Below are 26,791 nucleotides of genomic sequence, written 5' to 3' on the forward strand. Positions count from 1 at the left end.
CACTGTGCTTCCCTACACTGCCACGGCCGGTGGCGTCCGGCCAACCTCCCGGAGCCACCCCTCAGGGGGACGCCTCGGGACGGCTGATCGGCATGACTCCATCACTGCTGCCATGCTGGCTCGGTCCTGCCCCTAGGGCGAAGTCCCCGTACGTTGCCGGGGAAGTTCTGCCGGGGATGCGATGCCAGGGATGCGATGCCGGACCCCGGCGTTCAGGCGCCGTCCCGGTGTCCCGCTCTGGCGGCCCGCGCTTCGCTGAGGAGGCATCCCAGGGCGCTGGTGGCCAGTGCGTCGAGCAGCTCCGGGATGCCGGGGTGGGTTTCCAGTGCCCCGGCTGCCTGCAGTTCCGCCTCGCTGGTGCCTCCGCAGGCCACGCCGATCACGGGAATCGACAGCCGGGCACAGGCCTGCACGTCCCAGACGGCGTCCCCCACGAAGACCGCGTGGTCGGCGGAAACGCCGGCCGACGCGAGCGCGGCCTCGACGATGTCCGGCGCCGGTTTGCTCTGCTCGGCGTCGGAGGAGCTGGTCGCTGCGGTGATCCAGGCATCGGCGTCGAGCGCTCGACGCAGGACGTCCAGTTCCTGCTGCTTCGCCGAGGAGGCCAGCACGACTGCGACGCCTGAAGCGTGGCAGCGTTCCAGGAGTTCGCGCGCCCCGTCGAACCGGACCAGGTGGGGCCAGAAGGTGGAGAAGATCGCATCGTGGCCGTCCTTGAGCTCCTGTTCCTCGTCGGTCGGGACGTCGCGGCCCAGGGCGCGGGCCACCAGCTTGTCGCCTCCCATGCCGATCGACCGGTGGATCGTGGACTGCGGAACGGTGTGCCCTGCCTTCCGGAACGCGAGCCACCAGGCCACCGTATGGAGGTAGGTCGAATCGACCAGGGTGCCATCGACGTCGAACAGCACGGCATGTGTCGGTGTGGGAACCATGGGCTCGCTCATGCTAAAGCACCGGTTTGCCGCCGGTGACCGGTATCCGCGCTCCGGAGATGTAGCTGGCCTCGTCCGAGGCGAGCATCACGAACGGCGCCGCCAACTCGGCCGGCTGTCCCGGCCGGCCCATCGGCACGTCCTGCCCGAACGCCGTGACCTGTTCGGGAGGCATGGTCGAGGGGATCAACGGCGTCCAGATCGGGCCGGGGGCGACGCTGTTGGCGCGGATGCCCTTCGACGCCAGCATCTGGGCCATGGCCGCCGTCATGTTGGCGATGCCGGCCTTGGTCGCACTGTAGGGCAGCAGCGCCGGGGGCGGGGTGTCCGAGTTGATCGAGCTCGTGCCGATGATGGACCCGCCGCGGGGCATGTGCGGCACCGCGGCCTTGGCCAGGTGGAAGAACGCGCTGAGGTTGGTGGCCAGGGTGCGGTCCCATTCCTCGTCGGGGATGTCGGCCAGGGAGTCGCGGCTCATCTGGAACGCGGCATTGCTGACCAGGATGTCGACCCTGCCGAATTCCTCCACGGTCCGAGCGATGATGTCCCGGCAGTGGGCGGGCTCGGCGACATCACCGGCGATGGTGAGGACGCGGCGCCCGGCCTTCTCCACCCAGGAGGCGGTCTCGGCGGCGTCCTCGTCCTCCTTGAGGTAGGAGATGACGACGTCGGCGCCTTCCCTCGCGTAGGCGATGGCCACGGCGCGGCCGATGCCGCTGTCCCCGCCGGTGATGACGGCGACCTTGTCCTGCAAGCGTCCCGAGCCGCGGTAGCTCTGCTCGCCGTGGTCGGGCGCCGGGTCCATCTCGCCGGTGGTTCCCGGAGGCGTCTGCTGCTGTTCGGGCATGGACATGGCCTACCGGCCCAGTCCCTTGACCACATTGGTCGGACGCTGCATCTCGCCTTCCTTGGCGCCGAGGACGATGACCCAGCCGGCAAAGACCGGGATGGCCCACTGCAGCTTCTTCAGGCGCTTCTGGGCGTCGCGCAGTTTGGACGACGCGCCGCTCCCGGGCTCCGTCGCCCCACGGGCGCCCTGCCCGTAAAGCTTCTCGACCTTCTTGCCCTGCATGCCCGCATACAGGGTCACCGCGGCGCCGGTCAGCGTGACGATGGTCTTGTAGGTGGTCAGCCGCGCTACTCCGTGCTGGGTGCCCAGCCTGCCCTTGTTCGCCTGGATCAGCACCAGGCCGGCCACGATGTGGCTTCCGAAGGCTGCGGTTTGCACCGGGGCCCACTTCTTCCAGCCCAGACTGGACAGCCGCGTGCGGTCGGTCCGCTCCATGGCCTTGCCGGTGGCCCCGTTGAGACCGATCGCTCCCATGAGCGAGCCGCCGAACCAGGCGGCTGCCGATAGGTCGTGGACAGACCGGGCGATGAGGTTTCCTGACATGATCTGACTCCTCCAGACGGTTTGGGACGGGACGTTCCGACCACTGCTCAGCTCCCACTTCCGGCGGGATCTTGCGGTCTGGCGATGTCCCTGCGGCCAGCCTAGGACGGAAGACCGCAAGCCACTAGCAAACGTGTACCCCCCGGGGCGCGGGTCGACCCCGCCCCTCGCCAATGATGCACGTCACGCCGTAAGCTGCCGACACGTACCGTCCAGAAGGAGGCACCATGCCAGAGGCGACCGACGTCGACCAACACGGAAAACCGGTCGAATCCACCTCACTGATCAAGGCGTTGGGCAGTTGGGACACCCTTGCCATCGGGTTCGGGGCGATGATCGGCTTCGGCTGGGTCGTCCTGACCGGCGGCTGGCTCGAGTCCGCCGGCACCATGGGCGCGGTGTTGGCCTTTGCCGCCGGCGGGGTGATCATGGCGTTGGTGGGCCTGACGTATTCCGAACTGGTCGCCGCCATGCCGTTGGCTGGCGGTGAGCACAATTACGTCATCCGGGGCATGGGGGCCCGCTGGGCCTTCATCTGCTCGTGGGCGATCACCGGCGGGTACATCACCATCGTCGCGTTCGAGGCAGTGGCCCTGCCCCGGACGGCCCTCTACCTGTTCCCAGGGCTGAAATCGGTGAAGCTTTGGGAGGTCGCCGGTTCCGAGGTCTTCCTCAGCTGGGCATTGGTGGGTGCCGGTGCGGCGTTGATCCTGACGGTGCTGAACATTGTGGGCATCAAGCTGGCCAGCGCAGCGCAGACCTTCGCCGTCGTCTTCCTGCTCATCGTCGGGCTGTTGCTGGTGTCCGGTTCCTTCGTTGGCGGTGAGACGGGGAACCTGAAGCCGCTCTTCTCCGGTGGCGTTTCGGGGTTCGTGACCGTGCTCGTGGTCGTGCCGTTCCTGTTCGTCGGCTTCGATGTGATCCCGCAGTCGGCCGAGGAGGTCAAGATCCCTCCACGGCAGGTGGGCAAGCTCGTTGTCGTCTCCGTGATCATGGCCGCCATCTGGTACATCATGGTGGTCCTGACGACGGCCTCGTCGATGGGCGTGAAGGACCTGGTCGGCTCGGAGCTGGCGACGGCGGACGGCATGGGCGCCCTGTGGGGCACCGACATCATGGCCAAGGTTCTGGTCGCCGGCGGCATCGCAGGCATCGTGACCTCGTGGAACTCCTTCCTCATCGGCGCCTCGCGGTTGATCTTCGCGATGGGCCGGTCGAAGATGCTCCCGACGTGGTTCGGGCGCCTGCACCCGAAATTCCGGACACCGACCAATGCCCTGCTGTTCATCGGCGCGCTGTCGGTGGCAGCTCCCTTCTTCGGTGAGGCTATGCTCGGCTGGCTGGTCGATTCCGGCTCGCCGAGCATCGTGATCGCCTACTTCCTGGTGGCGGTGTCCTTCCTGCTGCTGCGCCGGCGTGAACCGGCCATGGACCGGCCCTTGCGTGTGGGCGGCCGAGGCCAGGGCGGCCTGGTCATCGGCGTGTTGGCCGCCGTGCTCTGCCTGGCCCTGACCAGCCTGTATCTGCCGGGCATGCCGGCCTCGCTGGACGCGGCCCCGTGGATCCTGTTCGGCCTGTGGTGGGTGGTTGGGGCGGCGTTCTTCTTCCGCATCCCCGGCGGCATCAAGGCGGGCCCGGGCGCCGAGGAGGAGCTCGCGAAGCGATTCATTGAGCGCTCCAACAGGAGCCGAGACTTGAATTAGGCGGCATCGTCGATGGCCTTCAAAAAGTCGTCGACGTCGGTATCGCTTTCGCAGAGGAGTTTCCGGGCCTCGATGAGGGCTGGTTGGAGTCCTTCTTTTCGAGCGGGGGATCATCAGAAAGTTGGCAATGTGCTGTTCGCCTCGTGCTGGGGCAGCTTCACGCGCCTTTTCGACCACGGCCGGCACCCGGGCGTGGGCGTGCAGGCCACCCGTCTCCGTACTGGATTCCTCGGTGGTCGTGGAGCCGAGCAGTTCAAGGGCTTCGTTCAGGATGTCGCTGGTCGTCGGGGTGCCACTTGGCCCTTGTCGATGATTGACATGTCATCCGGATCATGTGTCAGTCTGTGGTCTGGCACTCTGGCCATGGCACCCGGTGCCGGTGGAATCGACAGACGAGGAGGCGGGCAAACGCGTAATGCGGTCCCGAAGAATCAACCTCCGGGACCGCAGCTGGCAAGACGATCAGCCGAGCAACGTCGTCAACAATCGAACCGAGGTGGCCAAGATGGCGATCATCCCCAGCGCGGCGACGGTGTTGTGCCACCACCGGTTGCGGAGGTCTCCCATGAGCGAGCGCCGGTTGCTCATGATGACCAGCAAGGCACTCAACAACGGGGAGACCAAAACGGTCAGGGACTAGGCGATGACAATCAGACCCACAGGTGAACCTTGGAACGCGAGCGTGACGACCAGTCCGAACGCCAAGATCACACCCGTGACCACTCGGCCGGTGACGGATCCGCCCGTCCCTCCCCTGCCGAGCGCGTCCGACAGCATGGTGCCGCCAGCCGTGGCATTGGCGATCATCGAGGAAAACGCCGCGCCGGAAAGACCCAGGGCGAAGACCGTCGAGCCGACCGACCCGGCCAATGGCGCGAAAACTGAGGCCAGGGCATTGATGGTCGTTGCCTCTTGACCGGTCTTGCCCAGCACCGAAGCCGCGACGATGATGACCAGGATGGTCATGATGCCCGGGGCAACGATCCCCGGAATCGTGTCCACCAGAGTGATGTCTCGGTAGTCAGCGCGGGTCCTGCGGTGTTCACGGATTCCATAGGAGTTGTAGAACGCCGCGTTGATCGAGAAGTTGGTGCCGACCAGTGCGACCACGAGAATCTCACTGCCCGCTGGCAACGTCGGCGCCATGCCCTCCAGCGCTTGGTACCAGTCGGGCTGGGCCAGCACGGCGCTGGCTATGAACGCGATGCCCATCAGTGCGACGATGCCCAGCAGGATCCGCTCGATGATGCCGTAGACGTTCTTGAACGCCAGCACGAAACCGACGGCGATCGTACACATCACCGTCCAGACCACCGGGGAACCGCCAACGATCATCGACAGGCCGAGACCGGAGCCAACGGCGTTGCCGACCGAGAACATGAGGGTAATGAAGAAGACCCCGAAGCCGGCAAGGTAGCCAACGGGACGGCCCCGATGCTTCTTGATCGCGCCCTGAGTGCTCATGGCTGGTCCTTTCGTGGAGTGGTTATGACCCCAGTGAACCGCTGGCGAGGCCCGAGGTCTTGAAGAAGTCCGCCGCGAACGTCGGCCAGCCCGCCCGGAGCTGAACACGCAGGCCATGGCTCCGGGGACCTCCCGTGGCTAGCGTGGGAGGGACAACCGAGGAAGAACACAAAGGCTGGATCGCATGCTTCTCGATGGAATCAACCACATCGCACTGCTCTCACACGATGTCGAACGGCTGGGCCGCTTCTACGAAACCGTCTTCGACGCGGTCGTCGGCCCGACACGTGACCACGGTCCGGGCGAAACGATGACGAGCATCAAGATCGGTTCGGCCACCGAGCTCAACGTGTTCGTGATCGAGGGCAACGCGGAGGCGGATCGGCAGACCCCCATGTGGGGACGGGGCCGGATCGACCACCTGGGCCTGGCAGCGGCGTCCGACGAGGCGTTCGAGGCAATCCGCACCCGGCTCATCGATGCGGGCGCCAGCGACGGGAAGGTCAATGACTTCGGCAAGGAATTCAGCATCTTCTTCCGCGACCCCGATGGCTTGGAGGGCGAGGTCCTGAACCGCAAGAGCGATGCGTAACGGTTCGGGAGATGACGTGTTCGGCTGACTGGGCCGACCGGCAATGTCGCCTGGCACCATGCCCAGCTCAGAACGGGATGTCGTCCGCGTCGCCGGGCTGGCCGGGCCTGATCTCCCACCGGTCAACGGGGGCCGGCTTGGGCTTTCGGGGACCATATCCCCCGGCATTGCGCTTGATCCGGCGTTTGCGGGCCGCTCGGGCGTGGCCGGTCTTGGCGTAGCGGCCGTACTCCGGATTTTCGCAGGACGGGTCGGGAACGTCTTGGATCCTCCCCCATTCGCCCGACGCAGGGGCTTCGCTCCCGGTCGTCTCCCGCGGTGCCGCTTCGACGTCTGCGTTCCCGGAGTTGCCTTCGACACTGTCCTGCGCCTTGACGCCATGGCCCGTGGAGGGGGCGCCCCACGCCCACGGGGGAACGGGAGTAGTGGACACTTGGGTTCCAAACAGACTGGTCACAACGATGCGCCCATCGCTGCCTTCATCGAAGGTCAGTAGGCCCAGGGACTTTAGTCGGTGACAGCGTCGACACCGAAGACGAAGGTTCGCCAGGTCCGTGCCACCGCCTTCCTGCCACTCCTGCACATGATCGGCATCGCAATGCTCCACGCGTCCATTGCATCCGGGCGTGGAACAGCCTCCATCGCGGAAGCGCAGAGCGGCACGTTGGGCAGCGGTGGGCCGGTACCTGTTTTGGCCGAATGTCACGATTGCCCCGGTGAGCGGATCGGTCACGACCCGCCTCCAGGTTTTCGCGGAGGCCATGAAGGCAGCTGCCGATTCCTGGTCGATGGGGCCGCTGCCCAGCAGCGTCGGTACCAGCGCCCCGGGAGCGAGCTCGGCGTTGCCGACGCGGAGGGCTTCGTCGCCTGACGGCGTATCGCCGCCATCGATGGCCGTTTCCCCGCCGTCAATGGCGGTGTGGTCACTGCCGGTTGGCCCGCCGGGCATCCCGGGGAGCATGGTCGCCGGGATCGCCACGAAAACTTCTGGTTGGACCGCGCCCAACCCCCGACCGGTGGGCCCATCGAGCAACACGTCCATGAACACGTCGGCCCGCAGCTGCTCCAGCGTCCGCTCCTCCGCAGGGTCGTCGGCCGGTTCCGCTATCGCCTTGCCGGCACCGTCGGTGCTCTCCTCGGCTACGGCCCCCTCCGGGTTCGCCGGCGCTGATGGCGACCCGGGGTCTGCCTTCAGGATCCTGGCCAAGGCATCGATTTTGGAATAGATGGCCTGGCAGCCAGCGGTGGGCAACAGCCCGGAGAACCAGGACATCCCATCGGCTGCTTCATCGACCATGATGTGGCGGTCTCGCAAGGCGGTGCGCGAACGCTTGGTATAGGAGATCTCGTAGAACTTCTCCAGGAGTTGACGCCCACGGGTGCGCAGCTGTGCCGGGGATTTGCCCGGAGCTGCTGCCAACATGTCGGCACCGAAGTCACGGCGAGCCGCTTCGGCCTTCTCCGCCGCCTTGGCCGTCTCGCGCCGCCACTCCTCCTGGGTAGCCTCATCGGCACCCCGCGGTGGCAGGGGAACCGGCTCCGGCAGGATGTGCTTAACCTGTTCGAGGATCTTCTGGACATGGCCGGTGCCGATCCGCCCGGCGGATAAGGATTCGATGACTTCCGGGGTTTGCCCCACCAGCGTGTCCGCCTGGTCCAGGATCCGCAGCCCCTGCCCCGGGGAAATGCCGCAGACGAGCGCGATCTCCATGGCGGCGCACTCCGCGGCGGCAAAGGAAGACATCCGTCCGCTGCGAACCGAGATATCCATCCCCGGGTCCTCGTCCAGTTCATCCAGCAGCGACGGGACCGTCCGCTGGGCTTCGGCATGGAGCATGGCCGCTGCGCGGAACTTCTCCGCCTCGGCGAAACGCATCAGCGCCTCGGCGGCCTTGAGCCGGGTGGAACCATCCGCGGGGAGGCCAGCCGCACGGGCGATATCCCACCCGTCGACGTCCACCTCGCTCGTGATCTGTTCCATACACCGACTCTGCCAGTACCGTAAGAGGCCCAACAGGCAGGGTCCGCTCGCTGGGGACAACCTGTCCTCCCCCAGTCCTGTGAGGGGAAAGTCGACCACGCAGCGTGCACCCCCGCCCCCTTCAAAGGAATGATCCCCATGGACATGAAACTCGAGCTCGTCCCCTTGCCCGTAGCCGACGTCGACCGCAGCAAGGACTTCTACGTCGACGTCATGGGATTCACCCTGGACCACGACGTCCAGCCCGGTAACGGGATGAGGATCGTCCAGCTCACCCCTCCCGGATCGGCCTGCTCCATCGCCTTCGGCACGGGAATGGGCAACAAGCCGGAGGACGGCACGGTCAACGGCCTGCACCTGATCGTGTCGGACATCGCGGCTGCCCGCGACGAGCTGGTCGCCCGGGGAGCGGATGTCAGCGACGTCGCCGATATGGGCGGCGTCAAGTTCGCCTACCTCAACGACCCGGACGGCAACTCCTGGGCACTGCAGCAGCTGCTCCGCTGATCGGCGCACCCAGGAGGGCCGATCCCCGCCCAGGACGGCACGGTCAGGACGGCACGGTCAGGACAGCACGTCCTTGGTGCCCAACCGCCCGTGGGCCAACGCGCCAAACACCAGCACGTACCCGGCCTGCAGCAGCGCATTCTGCCCGAAGGACGTCCAGAGGATCGGCTCGCGCAGCAGGTCGGCGAACCCGAACCAATGGTGCGTGAACAGCCAGGGGTGCAGCCAGTCCAGCTGCGGGAGCTGGCCGAGGATCTGCGCGGCCACCGAGAGCACTGCGGTCGCCGCCATGGCACCGACCGGGACATCGGTCAGCGTGGAGATGAACAGCCCGATGGCCGCCAGCCCGCACAGCGAGACGGCCACGTAGGCGGCAATCAGCGCGATCCGGCCGAACGACTCGCCCAGCCCGATCGTGTCCCCGGACAGCAGCGTGACCGGCCCGGTCGGGAACAAGGCCAGCCCGATGCCGATCCCGCACAGGGCCACCACCAGCGCCGCCGCCAGGCAGAACGCCACCGCCCCCAGGTACTTCACCACCAGCAGCTTCGCGCGCGACACCGGGGCGATCAGCAAATAGCGCAGCGTCCCGAGGCCTGCCTCCCCCGCAATCGTGTCCCCGGAGACCACCGCGATCGTTAGCGGCAGGAACAGCGGGATGCACAGGAACATCCCCACGATCGCTACGAACAGCCCGTTGCCGGCCACCCGGTCCAGGAACGCCGGGCCGCGTCCCGATGGCGGCCCGGCCGTCAGCCGCACGGCCACGGCCACCAGCACCGGAACGGCGCCGAGGGCAGCCAGCATCGCCCAGGTCCGGCGCCGTCGGAACACCAGGGCCAGCTCGGAGACCAGCAACGCGCTACCGCCCCGGTGCATGGTGGTCAATGTCGAACCCCTCCCCCGTCAACGCGACGAACCGGTCCTCCAAGCTCGGCCGCTCAAGCGCAAATCCGCGTACCCGCACCCCGGCCTCCACCAGGGCAGCGACGATCGCCTCCGGTGCCGGGCCGTCGTCCGGCAGCAGGGCACGCACGACGGCGGGACCTCCTGCCGCTGCCACCTCGGCCCGGTGCAGCTCCCCCACGGATGCACCGCCATCGGGGTCAGCGCCACTGGGGACGTCGCTGCCGGGGACACCGCCACCGGGGACCAGGCCGAGCAGGGAGAGCACGGCCCGGGCACCGCCGTCGTCCGGGGTGTTGATGACCACGGAGCCGCTGCCACCGGCGCGCAGTTCGGTCAGGGTCCCTTGGGCGACGCGGTTGCCGTTGCTCATCACCGCGGCGTGGGTGCACACCTGCTCGATCTCGCTGAGCAGGTGGCTGGAGATGAACACGGTGGTGCCCGCCCCGGCCAGGGAGGCGATGAGGTGGCGGACCTCGCGGGTGCCCTGCGGGTCCAGGCCGTTGGTGGGTTCGTCCAGGATGAGCAGTTCGTGGTCGGTGGCCAGGGCGTTGGCGATGCCCAGGCGCTGCTTCATGCCCAGCGAGTAGGCGCGCACGGCCAGCGTGGCGGCCTTGCCCAGCCCGACGGTGTCCAGCGCCCGGTCCACGCGCCGGCCGCGGTCGGCGGCGTCGGCGCGGGCGTTCGCGGCGTCCAGGCGCAGCAGGTTCGCCCGGCCGGAGAGGAAGGGGTAGAACGCCGGGCCTTCCACCAGGGCGCCGACGCGGGGCAGCACGTCGCGCCCGGCGGCGGGCATGGGGCGGCCGAGCACGCTGATCGAGCCGCTGCTGGGCGCGGCCAGACCCAAGAGCATGCGGATGGTGGTGGTTTTGCCGGAGCCGTTGGGCCCCAGGAAGCCGAAGACCGACCCGTGCGGGACGGCGAGGTCCAGCTGGTTCACGGCGCGGCGTGCGCCGAAGGACTTGCTCAGCCGGCTGGTCTCGATCGCGAGGCCGGCCCCGCCGGGCGCCACGCTCACCCCGCGTCGGCCGCGGCCTGCAGCCGGTCGACGGGCACGGCCCCCACGAGGACGCGGCCGTCGTCGGCCAGCAGGATGTTGACCAGCGAGGTGTGCAGCAGCTTGCCGCCGTCCACGTCGGTGGCCATCTGGGCGACCAGCGGGGACTTCGCGAGCTCGGCGGGCAATTGGCCGGCTGGGATCGTGGCGACGGCGTCCCACCCGCTGCCGGTCAGCCAGTCCCCATGGTCCTTTCCGGTGGCGTGGTCCTGGGCCGGGTGGTGGTCCTTCCCGGCCTTGTCGTGCGCCCCGTCGGACCGGTCCGGGAACGGCCGTTCGTGGACCGTGGCGTCGGCCGGCGGGGTGAAGTCGAACAGTTTCGCGTCCGGGGCCCCGGGGGTGAACGAGGTGAACTCGGCGGACAGGGCCGGAGCGTCCTGGCCGACCGCGTCGACGCTGACGGCCAACGGGACACCGGTTGCGGCGTCGACGCCGATGGTCACGTCCTCGACGAGCGTCTGGTCGGTCTTCGGGGTCAGGACCAGGTTGTAGGCGTCCCGGCCGGCGACCGTGGAGCCGGCGTCGACTGACACCTCGGTGGTGGGGTCGGCGGCGGCCAGGAGACGGTCGGCCAGCTGAGCCGGGGTCGGGACGTCGTGCGCGGACCGGGCGTCCTGCGGGTGCTGGCGGTCCTGCGGCAGCGTGGTGTGGACGGCCTCATTGGCCTCCGAGTCGTAGGTCCACAGGCTGGTCCCGTTGCGGATGACGTCCTTCTCCCCCAGGTCCTCCATGACCTGGAGCCGGGCTTGGGGCTGCTCCGGGTCCGTGCCGTCCACGTAGACCCGTACCTCGTGGGAGCCGGAGACCAGATTGAGCACCTCGGCCAGGCCGGCGTCCCGGGCCGTCGAGGGTGATGCCGCGTCGCTGCCGTCGTCGTCCGTGGCGCCCTCGCCCTGCGGTCCGGCGCCGGGGCCGTCGGACGAGGCGGCATCCCGGGGAGGTCCGAACGAGGCAGGTGCACCGGCGTCGGGCAGTGCGGGGATGCCCAGCTCGGTCGAGGTGCGGAACGTTCCCGAGAAGGCCTCGACGTCGGATCCGGCCATCAGCTCGATCACCTGCTCGGGCGTCTTGGGCTCGAGCTGCGGCGTGGCGGAGGAGGAGATCCCGACGCCCACGCCCATCGCGGCGATGACTGCGGGGATGGCCGCGGCGGGCATCCACTTCTTCACTGCAGGTTTCATGGCACTTTCCCGGTTGGAATGATCCCTGTCTCCACGGTACGCCGGGAACGTCGCCGAGGCGAGGCGTCCCACCTGTGCTTCCACCGGCAGCAGCTGCCTCCGCACCGGCTCGGCCCGGCCTGCTCGCCCGGCTCTTCGGCGGCGGGCGACGCGGCACGGCCGGCCCTCCCCGCACCAGCGATCGCGGGCAGCGTGCGTCGCCCATGACCAGCGACACCAACCAGCGAAATTGACCAGCGACATTCCATGGTCGCGGGCACCCCGTGTGGCATGGTGAAGTGTTCCGCGTCCAACGGACCCGGGTGGAACCCACCAGCGGAACCCACCATCGGACCAGACACCAGCCGAAACAGCGCACGACACGGGAGACCGACATGAAGATGCACCTGATGAGCGTTCTCGTCGACGACCAGGCCGCGGCCGAGGCGTTCTATGTCGGCAAGCTCGGCTTCGTCGTCAAGCACGACATCCCGGTCGGCACCGACCGCTGGCTGACGGTGGTCTCCCCCGAGGACCCCGAGGGCATGGAGCTGCTGCTCGAGCCCAGCAGCCATCCCGCCGCCAAGCCGTTCAAGGATGCCCTGGTTGCCGACGGGATCCCGTTCACCTCGTTCGCGGTCGAGGACGTCCAGGCCGAATACGAGCGGCTCACCGCCCTCGGCGTGGAGTTCACCCAGGCACCGACCGAGATGGGGCCGGTCACCACGGCGGTCCTCGACGACACCTGCGGCAACCTCATCCAGATCTCCACGATCGCCGGCTGATTCCAGCAGGACGTGATGTCCGCAGGCCATTGAATTCCGCAGGACACAGGCCAAGTACGACGCCGGTGCCCCCGCCCGCCCCGTCGTTCGCGGGCGTGCCGCCTATCCCAGGGACGCCGCCAGATCGCGGCAAGCCGTCTCGCAGCGCCGGCACATCTCGGCGCAGATCCGGCAGTGCTCGTGCATGTCAGCGTGCTTCTCGCACTCCTCCGCGCAGCTGCGGCAGGCGGTTTCGCAGGCCGTGAGCACCGCGCGGGTGAGGTTGGCGTCGTAGCCGGTGTGGCGGGAGAGCACGTTGCCCGTGGTGAGGCAGAGGTCGGCGCAGTCCAGGTTGGTGCGGATGCACTTGCCCAGCTCCGCGACCATGTCCTCGCTGAGGCACGAGTCGGCGCAGGAGGTGCAGGTCGGCGCACACTCGAAGCAGGCCGCGATGCACTCGGCGAGCTTGTCGCGGTCGATGTCCCCCAGATCGCGGGGGTAGGCGTCGAGCATCGAGCTGATGTGTGTCATGGGTTCTCTCCCTCAGGCGTCGGTCGGTCCGAGACGCGGAGGTGCCTTGCGCCTCCCTCCCCACGCTAGGTCCGGCGCCGGCGGGTGTCGACGCTCATCGTCGCCCCGGAGTGGATGCCGGAACGGGCAGGGCCTGCACACGGGAGGAGCCGGCCCTGAACGCCCTGGAATGAGACCACTACATGCGGAGAACCGGAAGGGTCTTGACCTTCCCCACACGCTGGCCTAAGTTGAGATCCACATCTCAATTGACAAGCGATTTACTTGGATTGGGTCAATATATACCTGCCTCACCACAGGTCTGGGCGCGGAGCGTGATGATCGTGACAAACGTTGGATTGCTTTACGTCGGAGCGGTTCTCTTCGTCAATGGGCTCCTGCTCATCGGCGTCATCCCGGGAAAGTCCGCGGCCATCCTGAACTTCTTCGTGGGGGCCATGCAGGTCGTCTTCCCCACCATCGTCCTGTCGCAGGCCGCCGGCGACACCGCAGTGATCCTCGGGGCTTCGGGGCTCTACCTCTTCGGATTCACCTACCTCTACGTGGGCTTCAACCAGGTCTTCGACCTTCCCGGGGAGGGCCTGGGCTGGTTCTCGCTCTTCGTCGCCTTCTGCGCCGTGGTCTTTGCCGTCCTGCAATTCACCGCCGTGGGCGACCCGGTGTTCGGGGTCATCTGGCTGCTGTGGGCCGTCCTCTGGTTCCTGTTCTTTCTGGTCCTCGGCCTCAACAAGGAACACCTGACCATCTTCACCGGATGGTTCACAGCCATCGTCGCGCACGTCACCGGCACCATCCCCGCACTCTTCCTCCTGGCCGGGGCCTACGCGCCGACCGCTGCTGCGGCCTGGGCCGTCGCTGCCGGCGGTGTGATCTCGCTAGCGGTTGCCTTCGTCATGGCCCGGAGGACCTGGCGACCGACGGCGTCGCCCGGCATGCCGGCGGAGGTGGCGGCCTGAACCATCCTGCTTGTGAACGACCACCGGCCCTCCGGGTTCCCGGGCAGGCGGTCAGTCCCTGCCGACCGGGAACCGCTTCAACACGATCCAGGAGCAACTGTGCCCCTCTATGAATTCCGCTGCACCGACGGCGACGTCTTCGAACAGACCCATCCCATGGACTCGCGGCCCGATGAGGTCTCCTGCCCCGTCTGCGGGAATCCATCCCGGAGGCGGATGCCTGCCCCTCGTCTTTCGATAGCCGGCAGTGCGGCCTTCGGGTTGATCGACTCGACGCGCCGCAGCGCCCATGAGCCCGAGGTCGTCTCGGCGCTTCCGTCCGCCCCACGGCGGGCCGGCGGCGGATACACCAGCAATCCGCTGCACCAGAAACTCCCGCGATCCTGATTCGGCGCGGGCCACCCGGTCCCCGGACCGGACTCACAGTTAGGGAAAATGACATGCCTGAAGTGCTGTTTTCGCTCGACTCGAACAAGAAGTTCAAGGACCAGGAAAAGCTGGGGCACAACCGGTGGCACCCCGAGATCCCGCCGGTGGCCACCGTCAAACCGGGCGACGTGTTCCGCGTCGACTGCCGGGAATGGTTCGATGGGGCCATCGTCAACGACGACTCCGCCCAGGACATCCTCGACGCCCCATTGCTCACCGTCCACACGCTCAGCGGGCCGTTCGCCGTGGAAGGTGCCAAACCCGGCGACCTGCTGATCGTGGACATCCTCGACGTCGGCCCCATCCCGCAAGAGGACTCCGGTCCCCTGGCCGGCCAAGGTTGGGGGTACACCGGGATCTTCTCCAAGAACAACGGCGGCAGCTTCCTGGTCGACCAGTTCCCCGACGCCTACAAGGCGGTCTGGGACTTCCAGGGCCAGGTTGCCACCTCGCGGCACGTCCCTGAGGTCTCCTTCGAGGGCCTCATCCACCCCGGCCTGATGGGCACGGCGCCGTCCGCCGAACTGCTGGCCAAGTGGAACAAGCGCGAGGGCGATCTGATCGCCACTGATCCACACCGGGTGCCGCCGCTGGCGCTGCCCCCGGAGGCAGAACACGCGGTGCTGGGCGGCCTGCCCCGCGACCAATGGGGCAGGGTCGGCGGCGAGGCGGCGCGCACCGCTCCCCCGCGCGAGAACGGTGGCAACCAGGACATCAAGAACCTGTCCAAGGGAACCCGCGTCTTCTACCCGGTGTTCGTCGACGGGGCCAACCTCTCGGTGGGCGACCTCCACTTCTCCCAGGGCGATGGCGAGATCACCTTCTGTGGCGGCATCGAAATGGGCGGCTTCATCGATCTGCGGGTCGACCTGATCCGCGGTGGCATGGAAACCTACGGCGTCAGCGAGAACGCCATCTTCATGCCCGGCCGGGTCGAACCCCAGTTCAGTGAATGGCTGGCCTTCTCGGGCACCTCGGTGACCCTCGACGGCGAGCAGCGCTACCTGGATTCGCATCTGTCCTACCAGCGCGCCTGCCTGCACGCCATCGACTACCTGGCCAAGTTCGGCTACGCCCCGGAGCAGGCCTACCTGCTCCTCGGTGCGGCGCCCGTGGAAGGACGGCTCTCCGGGGTGGTCGACATCCCGAACTCGTGTTCGACGATCTACCTGCCCACCGCGATGTTCAACTTCGACATCCGGCCATCGGCAAATGGCCCGCACCAGATCGACGCCGGCATCGGCGCACCCCGGGCGGCCAACAACGGCTGACCCGGGACACACGCCGGGCGTCCTGGGGAACGCCCACCGGCCGGACGGCGCAGCCTTGCGCCGTCCGGCTGCACGTGCGGAGGAACCGATCGCGCACCTGGCAAAACAAGCCATTCCGCGGCGACACCCTACATCACGAACTGGACGGCGCCTCGGCCCCGACGATCGCGGCCAGCAGGCCGGGGAAGCGCTCCTCCAGGCACGAGCTCCGCAGGGTGTTCAGGATGGCGGTGCCCCGGTAGCGCTGTTCGATGATGCCGGCCAGGCGCAGCACGCGAAAATGGTGGGTGGCCGTGGACCGGCTGACCGGCAGCTCGAAGGCGATGCAGGCCTGGTCGTGGCAGCCGTTCGCCAGCTGCACCACGATCCGCCGGCGCATCGGATCGGCCAGCGCCGACAGCACGGCGTCCAGGGACAGCTCCACGACGTCGGGGTGCTCCAGGGTGCGGGGGATGCTCATCAGTCCATCTTCGGTACGGGGCGGGATTCGCTACGACGATGATCATCGTACTACGCTGTCCATCGTACTTTCCGTCCCCCACCCCGAAGGACACCATGCTGACCGTCAACGCCTATGCAGCACCCGCGGCCGGGGAACCCCTGGTCCCCACCACCATCGAACGCCGCGACGTCGGCCCGAACGACGTGTTGATCGACATCAAGTACGCCGGCATCTGCCACTCCGACATCCACACCGTCCAGGGCGACTGGGGTCCCCAGCAGTACCCGCTGGTCCCCGGCCACGAGATCGTCGGCTTCGTGACCGAGGTCGGTTCCGACGTCACCACCCACCAGGTCGGTGACCGTGTCGGCGTCGGCTGCATGGTCAATTCCTGTGGTGAGTGCGCGCAGTGCCGCCGCGGCGAGGAGCAGTTCTGCGTCCAGGGCAACATCGGCACCTACGGGGCGGTGGACCGCGACGGCACCATCACCCAGGGCGGCTACTCCACCCATGTGGTCGTCGACGCCGGCTTCGTGCTGCGCGTCCCCGAGGCCCTGGACTTCGCCTCCGCCGCCCCGCTGCTGTGCGCGGGCATCACCACATACTCCCCGCTGCGCCACTGGAAGGTGGGTGCGGGCTCCCGCGTCGCCGTCGTGGGCATGGGGGGCCTGGGACACATGGGCGTGCAGATCGCCCACGCGATGGGCGCCGAGGTCACCGTCCTGTCGCAGACGCTCTCGAAGCAGGAGGACGGCAAGCGCTTCGGCGCCGACCACTACTTCGCGACCAGCGACCCGGAGACCTTCACCCAGCTGGCCAGCTCGTTCGACTTCATCCTGAACACGGTCAGTGCCGAGATCGACCTCAACGCCTACCTGTCCCTGTTGGACGTGGACGGCACCATGGTCAACGTCGGCGCCCCGCCGGCGGCCCTGCCCGTCACCCCGTTCACCCTGATCGGCGCCCGCCGCTCCTTCGCCGGTTCGCTGATCGGCGGCATCCGGGAGACCCAGGAGATGCTCGACTTCTGCGCCGAGCACGGCATCAACGCGGCCACCGAGCTCATCGGGGCCGACCAGATCAACGAGGCGTACGAGCGCGTCATGACCTCCAAGGTCCGCTACCGCGCCGTCATCGACACCTCGACGCTCGGCTGACCCTGCAGGACCCCTGAGAACGACGGCGGCGCACACGTTGCGCCGCCGTCGGCGGGTTAGGGGGGCTATGGCCCCGGCGGACGGGCGTCCAGGGCACAAGGCGCCCTCAAAGCCTGCGGCGGCCCGCCAGCAGGCCGTGCAGAAGGGGCAGCACCGACACGCCCATCAGCACGGTACCCAGCACCTGGTCATCCGGCCGGACCAGCGCTCCGGCAATGATCAGTGCCGCGAAGACCAGCGCTGAAATGGCCCGTCGCGCCGTACGCTCCAGTCGTGCCACCTGTCGTTCCAGACGCGGCGTGGCCACCGCTAGCTCTCCGTCCTCCAGACGGGTGACCACCCCGTCCAGTCGCCCGGGCAGACGCACCGCCGTCGTCACCGCGTCGAGTGCATGTTGGGCCACGTCCTGGACGAGGTTTCCGCGCTCCTCGCGTAGCAGTTGCGCCGCGTAGGGCTCCACGGTGTCCCAGAGGTTGAACTTCGGATCCAGGGAACTGCACACCCCGGAGGTCAGCGACATCGCGCGGATGATGAGCAGGAAGTTCTCCGGCAGCTGGAACGGCAGGGACCGGACCACGTCCCCGAATTCGGCGGCGAAATCCCGGAATTCGCGCGGGTCGACCTCGCGCAATTCGGCGAATCCCATCCCGCCGAAGCGGGCGAAGAGGTGCGTCATGGCCCGCTCGAGTTCGGCGGTATCGGCGGTGGGCAGCAGCACCCCCACCTCGCCGATGGCGGCGACCAGCCCCCTGCCATCGCGCGACGCGGCGGCGATCAGCAGTTTGCGCAACCCGCGGCGGGTGCCCGCCGGCACCTCCCCCATCATGCCGAAGTCGATGAACGTCAGCTTCCACGGCCGCCCCTCCGCCGGCTCGGCGGTGGGCGTGACGAAGATGTTGCCCGGGTGCGGATCTGCGTGGAAGAAGCCGCTGCCAAACAGCTGCTCGAACATGACCGCGCCGAAGGCGGGGGCGACCTCCGCCGGGTCGATGCCCGCCGCGCGCAGCCCCTCCAGGTCGGTGATTTTGATGGCCGTGACGTCCTCGAGCGCCAGCACGCGTCGGCTGGTCCGTTCCCAGACAATCCGGGGCACGGCAACGGCGTCGTTGTGGGCCAATTCGTCGGCGAAGCGTTCTGCTTGCGCGGCCTCGTGCAGGTAGTCGATCTCCTCCAGGCTGGTGTGGGCGAACTCCTCGACCAGCGCCGGCATGTCGGCGCGACGGGACACCAACCGGATGTGGCTGAGCCAGCCGCCGACCTTGCGCAGCGCCGCGAGGTCCACGTCGACGATCGCCTCAATGCCCGGGCGTTGGATCTTCACGATGACGCCCGCGAACGCGACGTCGGCGGCAGCTTCGGGCAGCAGCTGCGCCCGGTGCGCCTGGCCCAGGGATGCCGCCGCGACGGGCGTCTCATCCACCCATGCGAAGACGCGATCCAGCGGCGCGCCCAGTTCGGCCTCGGCCAGGGCCCTCACGTCGGCAAACGGGACCGGGGGCACTTCGTCCTGCAGACCCTCCAGTTCCGCGGTGATCTCGGGCGGGAGCACGTCGAGCCGGGAGGAGAGGAATTGCCCGACCTTGATCATCAGCCCACCGAGTTCCACCGCCAGGGCGTGGAAGCGTTGCGCGAAGCGGCGCATCCGCCGAGCCCGCGAGCGTTCGGCGAGCCTGGCCAGGCCGATGCGGGGCAGGAACAGCTCGAACCACCAGATGACCGCCAGATGCCAGGCGGCGAACCGCAGGATCCGGCGGTAGCGGGCGCGGGTGCTTCCGGCCCCCGATGCCGGGCGTGCCGGGCCCCGGCCACGTGATGTCACCCAGGTCAGCCCTGGGCGAGGATCGAGTACAACCGCCGGCGCGCTTCATCGAGCACCGCGACGGCTTCCTGCACTTGTTCCGGTGAGCCGGTGCGGCCCACCTGGGAGGCTGCCTGGGCGAGTTCGAAACCTGCCTTGGGCAGGGCCGCAAATGTGCCGCCTCGCTCCGATTCCGCCGGCTCCCAGGGGGCCGGGCCCTCCGCAGCCGCCAGCTCCTCCCGGCCGGCTTCGGTCAGGGAGTAGATCTTGCGCCCATTCGATTCCTCGGCGCTGATAAACCCCTCGTCGGCCAGCAGCTGCAGGGTCGGGTAGACGGACCCTGCGCTGGGTTTCCAGTTGCCACCGCTGCGCTCCTCGATCTCGCGGATGATCTGGTAGCCGTACATCGGGCGTTCGCCGAGCAGCGCCAGCACCGCCGAACGCACCTCGCCGCGTCCCGCACGGGTGCCCGTGCGCTTCTCGAACCGTGAGCGCAGGTCCTCGACGGCCTGCCAGACGCCATCGAAGCTGGCTCCGCCGAACCCTCCGGCCGAATGTGAAGTGTTCATCGTGGTCTCCTCCGTGGTTCGCCACCGATCGGGTAGCGATACTCAACGATATATCGCTGACGCGGTCGCGCCTAGGGTCGAAAGCTGGCCAATACGTCCTCGGGTACACGTTCCCTGGCATCGCTGACCACACCCTGGGGCGTCGGTTCCCCGCTACCGGCTGTGCCGCTGAGTTGCCAACCACTACTGCTGTCTGCCTATGCTGTTACCGGTTCAGCAGAGGGCCGCCAGTTCTGCACAGGAGCCAACGTGATCCCCCTGAACCTTTTCCTCCCCCCGCACCAACGCCATGTCGCTCCTTGGACCGTTTCCAGTGTCGTGACGGAGGTGGCGTAGCGCATGCCGATTGCGATCGAAAACAACCGCGAACAGTTCCAGTACCAGATCTTCAAGGCGGGCGAACTGGCGGGATTCGTGCAGTACAGCATGGACGGTGCCGACATGTGGGTCCTGCATACCTCCATGAAGCGCCAGTTCAAGTCGGCGCTGCTGATCGACATGCTCATCCACCACGTCCTGACGGACGCGCACACCAGCCGATTGGCGCTCCTGCCGTTCTGCCCGGCCGTACGCGCCTTCATCGCGGAGCATCGGGAGTACGCCTTCCTCGTCACCGCGGAATGGCAAGAGCGCATCCCCTCCCCCGCCCACCACAAGGCCGATGCGGACGCCAACATCCCGCTCGACTTCGTCCGGCTGACGGGCTCGCGACGTGCACAGCATCTGGACACGACGTTGGGTTCGCCCGACGTCGACCAGTACATCAACGGCGACACCGGCCCCCTCTCCCTGACCCATCTGCAGGACCCCGCGGCCCTGGCCCAGCTGCAAGATCCCGAACAGCAACCGGTGGACAGCTAGCCACCGCTTCACGGCAACACCAGAGCACGACGGCGGCGCGAAAGTCATGCTGCGCAAGCGACCCCGGCCCCCACGGGCCGGGGTCGCCCTACGTTCGCGGCAACGCCGCTTCCATCGTGGAGAGCAGGGCCTCCACCTGCCCGCGGAAGACATCGAAGTCGTCCTTTTCGCGCAATGAATCGCCCAGGGCGGTCACATCCGGGAACTCCTCCGGCCGCGCCGGACGGAAGCATGCCCATCCCTTGTAGCGTATGAAATTCCAGCCGCATGTTGGCCCTCGCCCAGGCTGGGATTGATTAGAGTGACGTCATGTTCGCGACATTCCCGTCGGATCTAATTGTCGGCGCAATCGTGGCCGTCGCCACAGCTGCTATTGCTGTGTTTCTTGGCCGTCGGAGTTATCGCAAAGAACGAATGAAGCGAGAGATCTCGGGCCTCCGCCGACTGATCGGCGAATTGGCTCGGAAGCGAGCGCCCGTAGAACCGAAGTCACTCACTCGAGTCTGGAAAGCTCGTGACGGTCATGCAGATTTGACGGTGTTTCTAGTTCCGTTTTAGACGTACGTCGGGCCATTGACGAGGCGCGATTAGCCGCTCGAGACGATGTTGATTCAGAGGTGCACACGCTCCTCGACCAGATGTCCATGCACTGCAACGAGTACCTCCACAACAGTCGTCATGATTCCCAGAACTATCGCGCCCTCATTCATGACCTCAGACTTTCCCTCAAGGTGGAACTCCACGAATTGTGCCGTATTCATCCGGAATTGCCGAAGGACGAGCCCGGCAGCAAGGCATACGCACAACGGACTGACAAAGGCTAGTTCAGGGAAGAATCGGCCCCATGCGGCTACTGGTTCGAGAACGCCGCGTCGAACGATGCCTCCGGCCGCTTCCACAGCAGCTCGCGGATCTTCCCGACGGCCTCGGCCGCACCATGCAGGCGGTCCATGCCGGCGTCTTCCCACTCGACCGAGATGGGGCCGTCGTAGCCGATATGCGCCAGGGCGCGGAAGGCGTCCTCCCACGGGATGTCGCCGTGGCCGGTGGACACGAAGTCCCAGCGGCGGCGAGGGTCTCCCCACGGCAGATGGGACCCCAGGATGCCGTTGCGGCCCATCGGCGGGCGTAGCCGGGTGTCCTTGCAGTCCACGTGGTAGATCCGGTCGGCGAAGTCGGTGATGAAGCCGACGGTGTCGATCCCCTGCCAGAACATGTGGCTGGGGTCCCAGTTCAGCCCGAACGATTCCCGGTGGTCGATGGCCTCCAGGGTGCGCACGGTGGTCCAGTAGTCGTAGGCAATTTCCGACGGATGCACCTCGAGAGCAAACTTGACCCCTTCGTCGTCGAACACATCCATGATGGGGTTCCAGCGGTCGGCGAAGTCCTGGTAGCCGGCGTCGATCACCTCGCCGGGCACCGGCGGGAACATGGCCACGTACTGCCAGATCTTGGATCCGGTGAACCCGACGACCACGTCGGCACCGAGCTTGCGGGCCACGCGGGCGGAGCGTTTCATGTCATCGCTGGCTCGTTGGCGCACGCCCTCGGGTTCGCCGTCGCCCCAGACGTAGGGGCGCAGGATGCCCTGGTGGCGGAAGTCGATGGGGTCATCGCAGACCGCCTGGCCGCCGAGGTGGTTGGAGATGGCCCAGACCTTGAGTCCGTATTTGTCGAGGATCTCCAGCCGGGAGGCGAGGTAGGCGTCGTCCTCGTCGGCACGCTGCAGGTCCAAATGGTCACCGGAGGCTGCGATCTCCAGTCCGTCATAGCCCCAGTCGGCGGCGCGGCGGGCCAGTTCCTCGAACGGCATGTCGGCCCATTGGCCGGTGAACAAGGTGACGGGCTGCGGATTCTCGGTCATGCAAGGTCCTCCTCGAAGGGGTGGTCGTCGGCTCTGGGGTTAGAGGATGTGCTGGACGTCTGCGCGGTCCGAGACCGTGCTGACGTCCACCCACGAGTTGCTGCGGGAGGACTCCAGGACGGCCGAGGTGAGGATGGCCGCGCGGAGCCCGTCGGCGAACGTCGGCAGTCCGGCGGGGGCTCCCCCGGCGATGGCCGCATAGGTGTCGAGAACGAAGGCGTTGAAGGCATCAAGATAGCCCATCGGGTGACCGGCCGGAACCACCGAAAGCCGGGCTGCGTCGTCGACCAGCGACGGGGCGTCGCGGGCCAGGGTGGTGGATCCCGCACGTCCGCCCAGCCAGAGTTCGTCGGGGTGCTCCTGGTCGAAGGCGACCGATCCGCTGGTCCCCCCGAGTTCCAGGCTCAACGCGTTCTTCCGTCCGGCGTTGACCTGCGAGACCATCAGGCTGCCGATGGCGCCGCCTTCCATCTCCACCAGGCACACGGCGGCGTCCTCGGTGTCGACGGGTTGCCCGCGACGGGTGGGGTGGGCGATCCCGAGCCGGGCGTTGATGCGCACGATCTGCTCCCCCGCGATGAATTCGAGCAGGTCCACCAGGTGGGAACCGACGTCGGCGAAGGCCCGGGACGGGCCGCCCGCGGCGGGATCGACGCGCCAATCGGTGTCATCCTCCTGCAGCATCCAATCCTGCAGGTAGTTCCCGCGCACGGTGAGCAAGCGCCCGATGCCCCCGCCCGCCGCCTCGTGGCGCGCCTGGCGGGCCATCGGATGGAACCGGTAGATGAACGGGACGGTCGCGGTGACTCCGGCCCGGGTCGCGAGTTCGGCCAGCGCCGAGGCCTCCTCGGGGGCGATGGCCAGCGGCTTTTCGCACACGACGTGCTTGCCGGCCTCCAACACCGCGCGGGCGTGCCCGGCATGCGTGGCATTCGGCGAGCAGACGTGCACGACATCGACGCGTGCCAGCAGCTCGTCCAGGGTGGCCGCCGCATGGGCTATCCCCAGGTCGGCGGCGGCCCGTACGGAGCGCTCGGGACGGGAGGAGAGCACCGAGACGACGTCGGCGCCGGCGGCGCGCGCGGCCTGGGCGTGGATCCGGGCCATGAAGCCGCCGCCGATGATGCCGACCTTCAGCGGTGCAGTGGATGGGTGGCTCACAAGGTCCTCCTTCGGGTGGGTTCGGAGCGGGTCATTTCACGGAACCCGCGGACAGGCCGGCCACGAGATGGCGCTGGACGAACATGAATCCGATGAGCACGGGCAGCGAGACGACCACCGAGGCGGCCATCAGCTGGTTCCAGTACACGTCGGTCTGCGAGGCGTAGGACCGCAGGCCGATCGCCAGGGTGCGGGTGTCGGAGTTGGTCAGCACCGAGGCGAAGAGGACCTCGCCCCAGGCCGTGATGAAGGAGTAGACGGCCACGGCGATGATCCCCGGCCTGGCGACCGGCAGCACCACGCGGATCAAGGCGCCCATCCGACCGGTGCCGTCGATCATCGCCGCCTCTTCGAGTTCGCGCGGGATCGAGGCCAGGAAGCCGGTGAGCATCCAGATGGCGAACGGCAACGAGAACGTCAGGTACGTCAGGATCAACCCGAGGTAGGTTCCCGAGAGCTGCAGTCCGACCGTGCGTTCGATCTGCGTGAAGATCAGGAACAGCGGCAGCAGGAACAGGATGCCCGGGAACATCTGGGTCGAGAGGACCACCAGGGAGAACGTCCGCGCGCCCTTGAACTGGAAACGGGAGAGGGCGTAGGCGGCCATGACGGCCAGCACCACCGAGAAGAACGTGGCGCTGACGGTGACGATGAGGCTGTTGACGAAGTAGTCGGCCAGCGGCACGGTCTTCCAGATGTCCAGGTACGGCTGCAGGGTGATGGTGCTGGGCCACCAGGTGAACAGCCCGCGCACGTCCTCGAGCGGTTTGACGCTGGTGACGAGCACGACGTAGAGCGGCAGGATGACGATGATCGACAGGCCCAGCAGCCCGAACGTGCGCAGGATGCGGAATCCACGGGTCTCAAGCATTGGGTCCCTTTCCCTTGGGCATGACGAGTCGGATGTAGAACGCCGAGGCGATCAGCAGCACGACCAGGAGCAGGACGCTCATGGCGCCGCCGACGCCGAAGTTCCAGTTGCTGAAGGACTGTTGGTAGATCAGCGGCGAGATCAGTGTCGCCTCCGGTGGGGAGGCCGGCCCAAACAACACGTACGGGACGTTGAACTGGTTGAAGATCCACAGCGAGAGCATCAGCAACAGCACCGAGTTGGCCTGCCCGATCATGGGCAGGGTGATGTTGGTGAACTGCTTCCACAGGCTGGCCCCATCCAGCGCGGCGGCCTCGTACACTTCACCGGGGATGTTCTGCAGTGCCGCCAGCAGCATCAGGAAGGCGAAGGGCCAGAACTGCCACACCGTCACGATGACCATCACCCAGAAGGCATTGGACCCCAACAGCCAGAACGGCCGGTGGTCCAGCAACCCGAGGTCGTCGACCAGGAAGCGGTTGATGACGCCGTCGCGCTGGTTGAACATGAACGCCCAGGCAATGGTGCCCACGTAGCTGGGCAGGGCGTACGGCACCAGGAACAGCGTCCGCAGCAGCCCACGCCCCCGGAAGCTCGAGGAGAGCAGGACCGCGGCGAACATGCCCAGCGCCCAGGCCAGGGCCACCACGATGACCGTGAACAGCAGGGTCCGCCCCAGCGCCCCGTAGAACTGGGTGCCGATCGGGCTCGAGGGGCTGAGCCCGGCCACGAAGTTCTCGAACCCGATGAACTTGGCCTTCACCCAGTTCCCGATGCTCAGCTGGGTCAGCGCGATGAACGCGATCCAGACCCCGAGGATCATGGGGATGATGTGGATCAGCAGCTCCATGATGGTCGCCGGGGCGATCAGCAGATACGGGAACAGGTCCTTCTTGCGCTTGCGTTGCGGGGCCGGGGGTACCGGCCGCCCCTGGGTGGGGGCGGCCGGATCCGGCTCTACACGGCGGCGGTTCCCGGCTTCAAGGGTGGGAGCCATCATCTGTCCTTTCGGCCGTTTCGAGGCGGGTGGGGCGGGCGTGCTCACATCTGCGAATTCGCGTTTTCGAGCGCCTTCTTCACGTCGGCCTCGGTGACCTTCTCACCTTGGGCGATCTGGGCGAAGAGGTTCTTCACCGCGGTGCCGACCAGGGTCTCCATCTGGCTCTCGGAGGGGTAGAGCGGCATCGGCTGGGCGTGGTTGGCCAGGATGTCCTTCTTCAGCGAGATCTCCTCGGACTTGAAGGCCGGGTCGTCGTAGGCGGCGGTGACCACGGGCAGGGCAGTGAATTCCTTGTTCAGGTACTTCTGCTCGGAATCGCTGGTCAGGTGCTTGACGAAGTCGACGGCTGCCTCCTTGTTGTCGGAGTTGTCGAAGACGGAGACGTTGATGCCGGCTACGTGGGACTGCGTGCCTTCCAGCCCGGTGGCGTCGGCGGTCATCATCGGGACCGGTGCGGCCTTCCAGTCCTTCATGTCCCGTGCATTCAGCGTCTTGCCGGGAGCCTGGTCGAAGAACATGGCGGACTTGCCGGCGGCGAAGTCCTCCACCATGTCCGAGCCGTTCTGGGCCTCGGCCATCGACGGGTTGACCACGCCGTCCTCGCCCATGAGCTGGACCCACTGGTTCACGCCCTTGACGACGCCGTCGGAGGCGAACTGCGGGTTGCCCTGGTCGTCGTAGAGGGCCGAGCCGTTCTGCAGGCCGCGGATGAAGGCGGCGTGGGCGTTGTTGGTCACCGAGGATCCGGCGAGGGAGACGCCCCACTGGTCGGTCTTGCCGTCCTTGTTCGTGTCCTTGGTCAGCTTCTTGGCGTCGGCGACGAACTCATCCCAGGTGGCCGGCGGTGCGTCGATCCCGGCCTCCTTGAACATCTTGGTGTTGTAGTACATGGAGTAGCTCAGCCCGTAGAGCGGGACGGAGGTCGGGGCCTGGCCCTCGGCGCCGCCGGTCGCCCAGCTGGTCTGCACGAAGCGGTCCTGCCCGCCGATCTTCTCCAGAGGCTCGCCCTCCCACGGCATGAACGCGCCGGAGGCCTGCAGGGACACCGCCCAGGTGTTGCCGATGTTCAGCACGTCGGGGCCGTCGCCGGAGGAGACGGCGGTGAGGATGCGGTTGTAGAGGTCGCTCCACGGGATGACCTCGAGTTCGACCTTGGTGCCGGTCTCCTCGGTGTAGCGCTCGATCGACTTCTTCAGCACGCGCTCGTCGTCGGTGACCGACGTGCCCTGGTTCGAGGCCCAGTAGGTGATGGTGCCGCCGGCCTTGGCGTCCCCGCTGTCGGCGGATCCGTTGTTGCCGCAGGCCGACAGACCCAAGGACATGGCGCCGATGGAGAGGACGGCAGCCCATTTCATGGTGCGTTTCATGACGGTTCTCATTTCTCTGCTGTGAGTGAGATGGAGCGGTGATGGAGGTGGTGCG

General features: G+C 67.4%; 27 protein-coding genes. 9 read left to right on the plus strand and 18 right to left on the minus strand.

The window, feature by feature from the left end:
- Positions 1–212 precede the first annotated feature (212 nt).
- The 3 genes from AB8M85_RS07845 to AB8M85_RS07855 are packed head-to-tail and all read right to left on the minus strand — an operon-like array spanning position 213 to position 2,325.
- Positions 213–944: an HAD family hydrolase gene (locus AB8M85_RS07845; RefSeq protein ID WP_372698215.1), complete on the minus strand. Its 732-nt coding sequence runs from the start codon at positions 942–944 to the stop codon at positions 213–215.
- A 1-nt stretch (position 945) separates the two neighbouring features.
- Positions 946–1,779: a glucose 1-dehydrogenase gene (locus AB8M85_RS07850; protein WP_372698216.1), complete on the minus strand. Its 834-nt coding sequence runs from the start codon at positions 1,777–1,779 to the stop codon at positions 946–948.
- 9 nt (positions 1,780–1,788) lie between these two features.
- Positions 1,789–2,325, minus strand: coding sequence for a hypothetical protein (locus AB8M85_RS07855; RefSeq protein ID WP_372698217.1), 537 nt, complete (start codon positions 2,323–2,325; stop codon positions 1,789–1,791).
- A 227-nt stretch (positions 2,326–2,552) separates the two neighbouring features.
- Between AB8M85_RS07855 and AB8M85_RS07860 the strand changes: the two genes are divergently transcribed.
- On the plus strand, positions 2,553–4,028 hold the full coding sequence (locus AB8M85_RS07860) for an APC family permease (protein WP_372698218.1): 1,476 nt from the start codon (positions 2,553–2,555) through the stop codon (positions 4,026–4,028).
- 462 nt (positions 4,029–4,490) lie between these two features.
- On the opposite strand, the gene AB8M85_RS07865 is transcribed toward AB8M85_RS07860, so the two are convergent.
- Positions 4,491–4,637: a hypothetical protein gene (locus AB8M85_RS07865; RefSeq protein ID WP_372698219.1), complete on the minus strand. Its 147-nt coding sequence runs from the start codon at positions 4,635–4,637 to the stop codon at positions 4,491–4,493.
- A 27-nt stretch (positions 4,638–4,664) separates the two neighbouring features.
- Positions 4,665–5,492 (minus strand): NRAMP family divalent metal transporter, encoded by an 828-nt coding sequence (locus AB8M85_RS07870; protein ID WP_372698220.1) that lies wholly within the window; start codon positions 5,490–5,492, stop codon positions 4,665–4,667.
- A 184-nt stretch (positions 5,493–5,676) separates the two neighbouring features.
- Between AB8M85_RS07870 and AB8M85_RS07875 the strand changes: the two genes are divergently transcribed.
- Positions 5,677–6,084: a VOC family protein gene (locus AB8M85_RS07875; RefSeq protein ID WP_372698221.1), complete on the plus strand. Its 408-nt coding sequence runs from the start codon at positions 5,677–5,679 to the stop codon at positions 6,082–6,084.
- 67 nt (positions 6,085–6,151) lie between these two features.
- Here the strand turns inward: AB8M85_RS07875 and AB8M85_RS07880 are convergent, their stop codons facing one another.
- Entirely contained in the window at positions 6,152–8,065 is a 1,914-nt protein-coding gene (locus tag AB8M85_RS07880) for a DUF222 domain-containing protein (RefSeq protein ID WP_372698222.1), read from the minus strand.
- A 138-nt stretch (positions 8,066–8,203) separates the two neighbouring features.
- Here AB8M85_RS07880 and AB8M85_RS07885 point away from each other — a divergent pair, with 138 nt between their 5' ends.
- Positions 8,204–8,572 carry a VOC family protein gene (locus AB8M85_RS07885; RefSeq protein ID WP_372698223.1) on the plus strand — a complete coding sequence of 123 codons (369 nt, stop codon included), beginning with the start codon at positions 8,204–8,206 and terminating at the stop codon, positions 8,570–8,572.
- Positions 8,573–8,629: 57 nt separating this feature from the next.
- Here the strand turns inward: AB8M85_RS07885 and AB8M85_RS07890 are convergent, their stop codons facing one another.
- Genes AB8M85_RS07890 through AB8M85_RS07900 form a run of 3 tightly spaced genes read right to left on the minus strand, consistent with a single transcriptional unit; the run spans position 8,630 to position 11,716 of the window.
- On the minus strand, positions 8,630–9,451 hold the full coding sequence (locus AB8M85_RS07890; protein ID WP_372698553.1) for an ABC transporter permease: 822 nt from the start codon (positions 9,449–9,451) through the stop codon (positions 8,630–8,632).
- On the minus strand, positions 9,435–10,496 hold the full coding sequence (locus tag AB8M85_RS07895) for an ABC transporter ATP-binding protein (RefSeq protein ID WP_372698224.1): 1,062 nt from the start codon (positions 10,494–10,496) through the stop codon (positions 9,435–9,437). The genes AB8M85_RS07890 and AB8M85_RS07895 overlap by 17 nt, the downstream gene beginning before the upstream one ends.
- Entirely contained in the window at positions 10,493–11,716 is a 1,224-nt protein-coding gene (locus tag AB8M85_RS07900) for an outer membrane lipoprotein carrier protein LolA (protein ID WP_372698225.1), read from the minus strand. Before AB8M85_RS07900 ends, AB8M85_RS07895 begins: the two co-directional genes overlap by 4 nt.
- A 374-nt stretch (positions 11,717–12,090) precedes the next feature.
- Between AB8M85_RS07900 and AB8M85_RS07905 the strand changes: the two genes are divergently transcribed.
- Positions 12,091–12,480 (plus strand): VOC family protein, encoded by a 390-nt coding sequence (locus tag AB8M85_RS07905; protein ID WP_372698226.1) that lies wholly within the window; start codon positions 12,091–12,093, stop codon positions 12,478–12,480.
- A 102-nt stretch (positions 12,481–12,582) separates the two neighbouring features.
- On the opposite strand, the gene AB8M85_RS07910 is transcribed toward AB8M85_RS07905, so the two are convergent.
- The gene (locus AB8M85_RS07910; RefSeq protein ID WP_372698227.1) at positions 12,583–12,990 is read right to left on the minus strand and encodes a four-helix bundle copper-binding protein; all 408 of its coding nucleotides are present in this window, start codon (positions 12,988–12,990) and stop codon (positions 12,583–12,585) included.
- Between the two features lie 323 nt (positions 12,991–13,313).
- Here AB8M85_RS07910 and AB8M85_RS07915 point away from each other — a divergent pair, with 323 nt between their 5' ends.
- The 3 genes from AB8M85_RS07915 to fmdA all read left to right on the plus strand — a co-directional run bounded on the left by AB8M85_RS07915 (position 13,314) and on the right by fmdA (position 15,646).
- Positions 13,314–13,946 carry an AmiS/UreI family transporter gene (locus AB8M85_RS07915; RefSeq protein ID WP_372698228.1) on the plus strand — a complete coding sequence of 211 codons (633 nt, stop codon included), beginning with the start codon at positions 13,314–13,316 and terminating at the stop codon, positions 13,944–13,946.
- 99 nt (positions 13,947–14,045) lie between these two features.
- Entirely contained in the window at positions 14,046–14,333 is a 288-nt protein-coding gene (locus tag AB8M85_RS07920) for an FmdB family zinc ribbon protein (RefSeq protein ID WP_372698229.1), read from the plus strand.
- Positions 14,334–14,386: 53 nt separating this feature from the next.
- On the plus strand, positions 14,387–15,646 hold the full coding sequence (gene fmdA / locus AB8M85_RS07925) for a formamidase (protein WP_372698230.1): 1,260 nt from the start codon (positions 14,387–14,389) through the stop codon (positions 15,644–15,646).
- Positions 15,647–15,779: 133 nt separating this feature from the next.
- Here the strand turns inward: fmdA and AB8M85_RS07930 are convergent, their stop codons facing one another.
- The gene (locus AB8M85_RS07930) at positions 15,780–16,106 is read right to left on the minus strand and encodes an ArsR/SmtB family transcription factor (RefSeq protein WP_372698231.1); all 327 of its coding nucleotides are present in this window, start codon (positions 16,104–16,106) and stop codon (positions 15,780–15,782) included.
- 95 nt (positions 16,107–16,201) lie between these two features.
- Between AB8M85_RS07930 and AB8M85_RS07935 the strand changes: the two genes are divergently transcribed.
- The gene (locus AB8M85_RS07935) at positions 16,202–17,245 is read left to right on the plus strand and encodes an NAD(P)-dependent alcohol dehydrogenase (RefSeq protein ID WP_372698232.1); all 1,044 of its coding nucleotides are present in this window, start codon (positions 16,202–16,204) and stop codon (positions 17,243–17,245) included.
- A 106-nt stretch (positions 17,246–17,351) separates the two neighbouring features.
- Here the strand turns inward: AB8M85_RS07935 and AB8M85_RS07940 are convergent, their stop codons facing one another.
- The gene (locus AB8M85_RS07940) at positions 17,352–19,064 is read right to left on the minus strand and encodes an ABC1 kinase family protein (protein ID WP_372698233.1); all 1,713 of its coding nucleotides are present in this window, start codon (positions 19,062–19,064) and stop codon (positions 17,352–17,354) included.
- Between the two features lie 5 nt (positions 19,065–19,069).
- Complete coding sequence (locus AB8M85_RS07945) at positions 19,070–19,612, minus strand: PadR family transcriptional regulator (RefSeq protein WP_372698234.1); 543 nt, start codon at positions 19,610–19,612, stop codon at positions 19,070–19,072.
- 339 nt (positions 19,613–19,951) lie between these two features.
- Between AB8M85_RS07945 and AB8M85_RS07950 the strand changes: the two genes are divergently transcribed.
- Positions 19,952–20,473, plus strand: a complete 522-nt coding sequence (locus tag AB8M85_RS07950; RefSeq protein WP_372698235.1) for a GNAT family N-acetyltransferase — start codon at positions 19,952–19,954, stop codon at positions 20,471–20,473.
- Between the two features lie 850 nt (positions 20,474–21,323).
- Here AB8M85_RS07950 and AB8M85_RS07955 read toward each other — a convergent pair.
- The 5 genes from AB8M85_RS07955 to AB8M85_RS07975 are packed head-to-tail and all read right to left on the minus strand — an operon-like array spanning position 21,324 to position 26,736.
- Positions 21,324–22,337: a sugar phosphate isomerase/epimerase family protein gene (locus AB8M85_RS07955; protein WP_372698236.1), complete on the minus strand. Its 1,014-nt coding sequence runs from the start codon at positions 22,335–22,337 to the stop codon at positions 21,324–21,326.
- Between the two features lie 39 nt (positions 22,338–22,376).
- The gene (locus AB8M85_RS07960; protein ID WP_372698237.1) at positions 22,377–23,498 is read right to left on the minus strand and encodes a Gfo/Idh/MocA family protein; all 1,122 of its coding nucleotides are present in this window, start codon (positions 23,496–23,498) and stop codon (positions 22,377–22,379) included.
- A 31-nt stretch (positions 23,499–23,529) separates the two neighbouring features.
- Positions 23,530–24,369 carry a carbohydrate ABC transporter permease gene (locus tag AB8M85_RS07965; protein WP_372698238.1) on the minus strand — a complete coding sequence of 280 codons (840 nt, stop codon included), beginning with the start codon at positions 24,367–24,369 and terminating at the stop codon, positions 23,530–23,532.
- Complete coding sequence (locus tag AB8M85_RS07970; RefSeq protein ID WP_372698239.1) at positions 24,362–25,369, minus strand: carbohydrate ABC transporter permease; 1,008 nt, start codon at positions 25,367–25,369, stop codon at positions 24,362–24,364. Before AB8M85_RS07970 ends, AB8M85_RS07965 begins: the two co-directional genes overlap by 8 nt.
- A 41-nt stretch (positions 25,370–25,410) precedes the next feature.
- On the minus strand, positions 25,411–26,736 hold the full coding sequence (locus AB8M85_RS07975; RefSeq protein ID WP_372698240.1) for an ABC transporter substrate-binding protein: 1,326 nt from the start codon (positions 26,734–26,736) through the stop codon (positions 25,411–25,413).
- Between the last annotated feature and the right edge of the window lie 55 nt (positions 26,737–26,791).

This window comes from Arthrobacter sp. JSM 101049, assembly GCF_041679245.1.
Lineage (GTDB): Bacteria > Actinomycetota > Actinomycetes > Actinomycetales > Micrococcaceae > Arthrobacter_H.

Bases quoted from the DNA above. Each gene is read 5' to 3' on its own strand.
- AB8M85_RS07845 (WP_372698215.1), bottom strand. From the start codon at position 944: ATGAGCGAGCCCATGGTTCCCACACCGACACATGCCGTGCTGTTCGAC.
- AB8M85_RS07850 (WP_372698216.1), bottom strand. From the start codon at position 1,779: ATGCCCGAACAGCAGCAGACGCCTCCGGGAACCACCGGCGAGATGGAC.
- AB8M85_RS07855 (WP_372698217.1), bottom strand. From the start codon at position 2,325: ATGTCAGGAAACCTCATCGCCCGGTCTGTCCACGACCTATCGGCAGCC.
- AB8M85_RS07860 (WP_372698218.1), top strand. From the start codon at position 2,553: ATGCCAGAGGCGACCGACGTCGACCAACACGGAAAACCGGTCGAATCC.
- AB8M85_RS07870 (WP_372698220.1), bottom strand. From the start codon at position 5,492: ATGAGCACTCAGGGCGCGATCAAGAAGCATCGGGGCCGTCCCGTTGGC.
- AB8M85_RS07875 (WP_372698221.1), top strand. From the start codon at position 5,677: ATGCTTCTCGATGGAATCAACCACATCGCACTGCTCTCACACGATGTC.
- AB8M85_RS07880 (WP_372698222.1), bottom strand. From the start codon at position 8,065: ATGGAACAGATCACGAGCGAGGTGGACGTCGACGGGTGGGATATCGCC.
- AB8M85_RS07885 (WP_372698223.1), top strand. From the start codon at position 8,204: ATGGACATGAAACTCGAGCTCGTCCCCTTGCCCGTAGCCGACGTCGAC.
- AB8M85_RS07890 (WP_372698553.1), bottom strand. From the start codon at position 9,451: ATGCACCGGGGCGGTAGCGCGTTGCTGGTCTCCGAGCTGGCCCTGGTG.
- AB8M85_RS07900 (WP_372698225.1), bottom strand. From the start codon at position 11,716: ATGAAACCTGCAGTGAAGAAGTGGATGCCCGCCGCGGCCATCCCCGCA.
- AB8M85_RS07905 (WP_372698226.1), top strand. From the start codon at position 12,091: ATGAAGATGCACCTGATGAGCGTTCTCGTCGACGACCAGGCCGCGGCC.
- AB8M85_RS07910 (WP_372698227.1), bottom strand. From the start codon at position 12,990: ATGACACACATCAGCTCGATGCTCGACGCCTACCCCCGCGATCTGGGG.
- fmdA (WP_372698230.1), top strand. From the start codon at position 14,387: ATGCCTGAAGTGCTGTTTTCGCTCGACTCGAACAAGAAGTTCAAGGAC.
- AB8M85_RS07930 (WP_372698231.1), bottom strand. From the start codon at position 16,106: ATGAGCATCCCCCGCACCCTGGAGCACCCCGACGTCGTGGAGCTGTCC.
- AB8M85_RS07935 (WP_372698232.1), top strand. From the start codon at position 16,202: ATGCTGACCGTCAACGCCTATGCAGCACCCGCGGCCGGGGAACCCCTG.
- AB8M85_RS07945 (WP_372698234.1), bottom strand. From the start codon at position 19,612: ATGAACACTTCACATTCGGCCGGAGGGTTCGGCGGAGCCAGCTTCGAT.
- AB8M85_RS07950 (WP_372698235.1), top strand. From the start codon at position 19,952: ATGCCGATTGCGATCGAAAACAACCGCGAACAGTTCCAGTACCAGATC.
- AB8M85_RS07955 (WP_372698236.1), bottom strand. From the start codon at position 22,337: ATGACCGAGAATCCGCAGCCCGTCACCTTGTTCACCGGCCAATGGGCC.
- AB8M85_RS07965 (WP_372698238.1), bottom strand. From the start codon at position 24,369: ATGCTTGAGACCCGTGGATTCCGCATCCTGCGCACGTTCGGGCTGCTG.
- AB8M85_RS07970 (WP_372698239.1), bottom strand. From the start codon at position 25,369: ATGATGGCTCCCACCCTTGAAGCCGGGAACCGCCGCCGTGTAGAGCCG.
- AB8M85_RS07975 (WP_372698240.1), bottom strand. From the start codon at position 26,736: ATGAAACGCACCATGAAATGGGCTGCCGTCCTCTCCATCGGCGCCATG.